9 protein-coding genes are annotated in these 5,583 nt (G+C 67.9%); 7 read left to right on the forward strand and 2 right to left on the reverse strand.

The window, feature by feature from the left end:
* Positions 1-656 (reverse strand): GTP-binding protein (locus WAX14_RS13440; RefSeq protein WP_422628556.1); only part of this gene is annotated, 656 nt, incomplete at its 3' end.
* A gap of 116 nt (positions 657-772) precedes the next feature.
* On the opposite strand from WAX14_RS13440, the gene rpmB reads away from it, so the two are divergent.
* Genes rpmB through rpsR form a run of 4 tightly spaced genes read left to right on the forward strand, consistent with a single transcriptional unit; the run spans position 773 to position 1,751 of the window.
* Positions 773-1,009, forward strand: a complete 237-nt coding sequence (rpmB, locus tag WAX14_RS13445; protein ID WP_422628557.1) for a 50S ribosomal protein L28 — start codon at positions 773-775, stop codon at positions 1,007-1,009.
* Positions 1,009-1,173, forward strand: a complete 165-nt coding sequence (rpmG, locus tag WAX14_RS13450; protein ID WP_197252461.1) for a 50S ribosomal protein L33 — start codon at positions 1,009-1,011, stop codon at positions 1,171-1,173. Before rpmB ends, rpmG begins: the two co-directional genes overlap by 1 nt.
* 4 nt (positions 1,174-1,177) lie before the next feature.
* Entirely contained in the window at positions 1,178-1,483 is a 306-nt protein-coding gene (gene rpsN / locus WAX14_RS13455; RefSeq protein ID WP_422628558.1) for a 30S ribosomal protein S14, read from the forward strand.
* A gap of 10 nt (positions 1,484-1,493) precedes the next feature.
* Positions 1,494-1,751, forward strand: a complete 258-nt coding sequence (gene rpsR / locus WAX14_RS13460) for a 30S ribosomal protein S18 (protein ID WP_422628559.1) — start codon at positions 1,494-1,496, stop codon at positions 1,749-1,751.
* 71 nt (positions 1,752-1,822) lie between these two features.
* Here rpsR and WAX14_RS13465 read toward each other — a convergent pair whose 3' ends face one another.
* The gene (locus tag WAX14_RS13465) at positions 1,823-2,686 is read right to left on the reverse strand and encodes a DUF559 domain-containing protein (RefSeq protein WP_422628560.1); all 864 of its coding nucleotides are present in this window, start codon (positions 2,684-2,686) and stop codon (positions 1,823-1,825) included.
* A gap of 216 nt (positions 2,687-2,902) precedes the next feature.
* Here WAX14_RS13465 and WAX14_RS13470 point away from each other — a divergent pair, with 216 nt between their 5' ends.
* The 3 genes from WAX14_RS13470 (at position 2,903) to WAX14_RS13480 (ending at position 5,522) form a co-directional block, all read left to right on the forward strand.
* Positions 2,903-4,093: an RtcB family protein gene (locus WAX14_RS13470; RefSeq protein WP_422628561.1), complete on the forward strand. Its 1,191-nt coding sequence runs from the start codon at positions 2,903-2,905 to the stop codon at positions 4,091-4,093.
* A gap of 73 nt (positions 4,094-4,166) precedes the next feature.
* Positions 4,167-5,093 (forward strand): AEC family transporter, encoded by a 927-nt coding sequence (locus WAX14_RS13475; RefSeq protein WP_422628562.1) that lies wholly within the window; start codon positions 4,167-4,169, stop codon positions 5,091-5,093.
* A gap of 21 nt (positions 5,094-5,114) precedes the next feature.
* Positions 5,115-5,522, forward strand: a complete 408-nt coding sequence (locus tag WAX14_RS13480) for a hypothetical protein (protein ID WP_422628563.1) — start codon at positions 5,115-5,117, stop codon at positions 5,520-5,522.
* Positions 5,523-5,583: the final 61 nt, after the last annotated feature.

Here is a 5,583-nt window from a genome sequence, read left to right on the forward strand (position 1 = left end):
GGCGGGATCTGGCCGAGCAGGGTTTCGACGTCCGGTTCCGCCGCCCACGCGATGGGTGCGCCGGGAGCCAGGCGGGTGAGCACGGCGTGCAGGCGTGCTTGCTGCCAGCCGTCGGCGCCGGGTGCGACGACGAGGGCGTCGGCGAATTCGACCTGCCCGACGACGACCTGTGCGACGGTGCGGTCGTCGTCGGTGCCGGGCCGCAGGTCGATGTCTCCGGTGGCGTCGTCGAGCCAGGTCTGTGCGTCGAGGCAGGTCACGACGGCGTCGATGCGGACGTCGCGGGCGGCGGGTCCGTCGATCTGCCCGACGATTCCGGCGACGACGACGTGGTCGACGGCCCAGCACAGTGCTTCGGGTTCGAGTTGCGGGTCGAGGTGCAGGACGATCCGGTCGACGGTGCTGCGGGTGTGGAGGCGGCGCAGCAGCGGCAGGAGGTCTTCGCGCAGGGTGCAGGAGACGCAGCCGTGGGCGAGTTCGAGGATGTCGAGTTGCTGCCCGTCGACGGTCGTGACGGTGCGCCGCAGGACGCCTTCGTGCAGGTGGCCGAGGTCGTGGTGCACGACGACGGTGCCGGGCCGCAGCAGCGCATGTGCGGCACGGTCGGTCGGACCGCGCAGGCCGGACACGACGATCAGCGGTGTCCTGGTGTCCACCGGAACCTCCTTTCGGTAATGATTGTCATTAGCTATTTCGCAGCGTACAGTCGTCGTCGTTGTTTGTCGAAAATGATTGTCGTTACGCTCAGCGTGTCGGCGAGGAAGGACACATCGTGTCGGCGCACTGCCAAGTCACCGGGCGCTCACCCGGATTCGGGAAGGCCGTTTCCCACTCCCATGTCCGAACGAACCGCCGCTGGAACCCGAACATCCAGCACAAGACGTACTTCGTGCCGTCGCTCGGACGCCGCGTCACCCTCACGCTGTCGGCCAAGGGCATCAAGACCATCGACCGTGACGGCATCGACGCGGTGATCGCCCGCCTGCGCGCCCGCGGGGAACGCCTCTGATGGCCCGCAACGAGATCCGCCCCATCGTCAAACTCCGCTCCACCGGCGGCACCGGCTACACGTACGTCACCCGCAAGAATCGCCGCAACGACCCCGACCGACTCGTCCTGCGCAAATACGACCCGGTGCTGCGCCGACACGTCGACTTCCGCGAGGAGAAATAGCTCCGTGGCCAAGAAATCGAAGATCGCCCGCAACGAACAACGCAAGGTCGTCGTCGCCCGATACGCGGCCCGACGCGCCGAGTTGAAAGAGACCGTGCGCCGCCCCTCGAGCACCGACGAGGAACGTTTCGCCGCGCAAGCCGCCCTGCAAAAACTGCCACGTGATGCGAGTCCGGTAAGATTGCGCAATCGTGACGCTGCGGACGGCCGCCCGCGCGGCCACCTGCGAAAGTTCGGGCTCTCACGCGTGCGTGTGCGCGAGCTCGCCCACCGCGGGGAATTACCCGGCGTCCACAAGTCGAGCTGGTGAGGAGCACCGAATGGCAGTCAGGCGAGCACCGTCCAAGAAGGCACGCGCGCAGGAGAGTCGCCGCCCCAAGAAGAACCCGCTGTTCGCGGCGAAGATCGAGTACGTCGACTACAAGGACGTGAACCTGCTCCGCACGTTCATCTCCGACCGCGGCAAGATCCGCAGCCGTCGCGTCACCGGCCTGACCCCGCAGCAGCAGCGTCAGGTCGCCGTCGCGGTGAAGAACGCCCGCGAGATGGCCCTGCTCCCCTACGTGAGCAGCAAGTAGCACCCTTTATCCAGGCGCGAGTGTGCAGTTGTTGTCGGATTCCGACCGGATTCTCGACAACAACTGCACACTCACACCCGGGCACCCGCCTCACGCAGGCACCTGCGGACCCGCTCCACGATCGACCGCGGTCGTGTCCGAAGCTGCTCCGAATTCACCCGGATCACCGACCACCCCAGCGCCACGAACGCGTCGTACCGTTCGATGTCCTTGGTCCGTTGCCGCTCGTCGGTCCAATGCTGAACGCCGTCGTATTCGACGATCGTGCGCCACTTCCGCCAACCCATGTCCGCCCAGCCGACGACGCGTTCCTCGTCGCGGATCGGCAGTTGCGTCTCCGGTACCGGTAGCCCACCGTTCACCAGCAGAAGCCGCACTCGGGTTTCCGGCAGCGACTCGGCACCCGGATCCACCAACGGCACGACGATGCGCACCTTCCCCACGCCACGCTCACCGGCGTGAGACTCGGCCGGTCGGAGGATGCGCACCGGGTCGAGACGGGTGACCCGGCACAGCGCATCGAGCTGTTCGACGGCCTGCCGAGGTCGTAACCACCGGGCGAGATCGAAACCGGTCCGGTCCGGTGTCGTCACCGCCATCCCATCGACAGTGCAGACCTCACCGTCGGCGAGCACGTCGCCGCGGACCCTGATGCCGTCGGTCCCGCGACGACTGCGCGTCCGGACGAGTTCGGCAGGCACACGAGGGTCGATCCACCTACTGCCGTGCACCGCAGCGGCCGACCAGCCGGCGAGCACCCCGTCACCACCTGCCCACAACCACGCGGCACGAGCCCGACGCAGAGCCGTCACCTCGGATGCCGGATGAATGTAGACATTGCGGTGCAGTCGTCTCATCCCGCGCAGCCGGTGCGATGTCACGACCTTCCGGGCCAGCGCCTCGGTACCGCAGAACGGCTCGTCGAATTCCCCCATGACGATGAGCGTGCCTGCTCACGCCCACTCCCGAAACCTCCGCGCCCCGATCTGTGGACAACCTCGCCGAGTGTGTACACGTCGCTGTAAAGACCGACAATCGGCGACGATGTGTGCACACTCGAGTCGGGGTCGGGCACGAAAATCGGACGACAATGCGGGTATGCGCCGTCTAGGGTCCGTCGCGGAACACCGGCGACCGAGGAGGAAGCAGCCATGTCCGAGTTCCCGGTCGCGCTGAGCGGCCAGCCCGTCGTCCAACTGTGGGCACACGAACACGAGATCGAACAGCAGGCCCTGACCCAGCTGCGCAACATCGCACGGCTCGACCCGGTGCGCATGGTCGCGGTCATGCCCGACGTACACCTCGGCAAGGGGGCCACTGTCGGCTCCGTCATCGCCATGCACGACGCGGTGTCGCCGTCGGCGGTCGGCGTGGATATCGGCTGCGGGGTCGCCGCGGTGAAGACATCACTGACCGCGGCGGACCTGCCCGGCGACCTCGGTCCCCTGCGAGCGGCGATCGAGAAGACGATCCCCGTCGGATTCTCCGTCCACGCGAGCCCCGTCAAGACGCGGCGGCTCGGCGGGAAGATCGAGAGCCGGTCCGCCCGGCTGTGGGAGCGGTCGACGGAACTGCGTGCCCCGGTCGCCCGTGCCCTGGCCAAGGCGCCGTGCGCGGTCGGCACCCTCGGCGGCGGCAACCACTTCATCGAAGTGTGCCTCGACACCGACGATGCGGTGTGGCTGACGCTGCACTCCGGGTCGCGCAACATCGGCAAGGAACTGGCCGAACGCCACATCGGTGTCGCCAAGCATCTGCCGCACAACCGCGACCTTCCCGACCGCGACCTGGCCTACTTTCTTGCCGGATCCCCCGAGATGGACGCGTACCTGTTCGATCTGCGCTGGGCCCAGGACTTCGCTGCCCTGTCCCGCGCGGTGATGGTCGCGCTGCTGCGCGACGTGGTGACCGAGGCGTTCCCGCACGTGCGGTTCACCGACGAAATCAACGTCCACCACAACTATGTCGGACACGAAACCGTCGACGGCGTCGAGTACGTCGTCACCCGCAAGGGCGCGATCCGGGCCGGTTCCGGCGACCTGGCGCTGATCCCCGGATCGATGGGAACCGGCTCGTACGTGGTGCGCGGCCTCGGCAACCCGCGGTCGCTGTACTCGGCGTCGCACGGGGCGGGCCGCCGGATGAGCAGGGGTGCCGCGAAACGCACGTTCACCGTCGACGATCTGCGCGCCCAGACCACCGGGGTCGAATGCCGCAAGGACGCCGGGGTGGTCGACGAGATCCCGGGTGCCTACAAGGACCTGAACGCGGTGATCGCCGCGCAGGACAACCTCGTCGAGGTCGTCACCCACCTGCGTACCGTCCTGTGCGTGAAGGGCTGACAGCCGAGCACATGCCGGGTCGATACCGGGTGTGACCTGGGTCATCGCCCCCCGATCTCTAGAATCGAACGTCGTGTCTGGAGTGGTCTCGGGGTTCGCGGTGATTTTCGTGATCATCGGGATCGGGTTCGTCCTCGGCCGCACCGGGACGCTCGGCCCCGACGGTCAGATCGTGCTCAGCCGTCTGGTGTTCTTCGTCGCGACCCCCGCGTTGCTGTTCGACGTGCTCGCCACCTCCGACCTGGCGGTGATCTTCTCCCCCACCCTGTACGTGGCCGCTGCGACCGCGTTCGCCGTGGCGGCGCTGTACTGCGTGATCGCCGCGGTGTGGCTGCGACGTCCGCTGCCCGAACTGACCATCGGCGCACTGTCCGCGTCGTACGTGAATTCGGCGAACCTCGGCATTCCCATCGCGGTGTTCGTGCTCGGTGACGCCTCGTTCGTCGCGCCGCTCCTGCTGTTCCAGATCGTGCTGTTCTCCCCGATCGCACTGACGATCCTGGACCTGTCGACGATGCGGGCCGGCGCTTCCCGCATCGAAACGGTCACCGCGCCGTTCAAAAACCCGATCGTGCTCGCCGGCGCCGCCGGGCTGGCCGTCGCGGTGACCGGTGTGACCCTGCCCGACGCCGTGCTCCAGCCGTTCCACCTGCTCGGCGGCGCATCGGTGCCGGGGGCACTGTTGGCGTTCGGGCTGTCGCTGCAGGGGGTGAAGGTCCTCGAGAAGGGGCAGAGTCCCCGTCGCGACGTCGCGCTCGCATCGGTCCTCAAGATCGGTGTGCAACCGGTCCTCGCGTATGTCATGGCGCGGTTCCTGTTCGGTCTGGACGGGCACGAACTGTTCGCGATCGTCGTGGTCGCGACACTCCCGACCGCCCAGAACGTGTTCGTGTATGCGAGCCGCTACGGGCGTGGCATGGTGCTGGCCCGCGACGCGGCGCTCGTGACGACCCTCGCGTCGATTCCCGGTATCGGGCTTGTCGCCGCGCTCCTCGCGTGATCTGCGCATAGCGTGGTGCCCATGCGCCCGACGACGTTCCTGACCTGTGTCCTGACCGCCTGTGTTCTGACGCTCACCGCGTGCGGTGCGGGCGACGCCGACGTACCGCCCCTTCCCGAGGAACCCACCCCCGCCGACGCGACCGTGTTCACCGCCCGCACCGGGTTGCTCGATCCGCAGCCCGTCGCGGTGACGTCGTGGTCACCGGTCGCCGACGATCGCATCGCGGTGCACTTCCAGACCGGAACGCCCGAGTGCTACGGCGTCGACGCGACCGTCACGGAAACGACCACCTCGGTGTCGGTATCGCTGTTGGGCGGCATGCTCCCGGAAGCGGAAGGCCAGATGTGCATCATGGTCGCCGTCGACGGGGTCCTGGAAGTTCCGCTGCAGTCGCCGCTCGCGGAGCGGACGGTCACCACCGGCTGACCCGTGTGCCGTTTGGGCTGCCGGAAGGGCCCAAACGGCCCACGGGGGCGACAGCGCCCCC

The sequence above is a fragment of the Rhodococcus sp. (in: high G+C Gram-positive bacteria) genome, assembly GCF_049299235.1.
In the GTDB taxonomy this organism is placed as follows: domain Bacteria; phylum Actinomycetota; class Actinomycetes; order Mycobacteriales; family Mycobacteriaceae; genus Rhodococcus.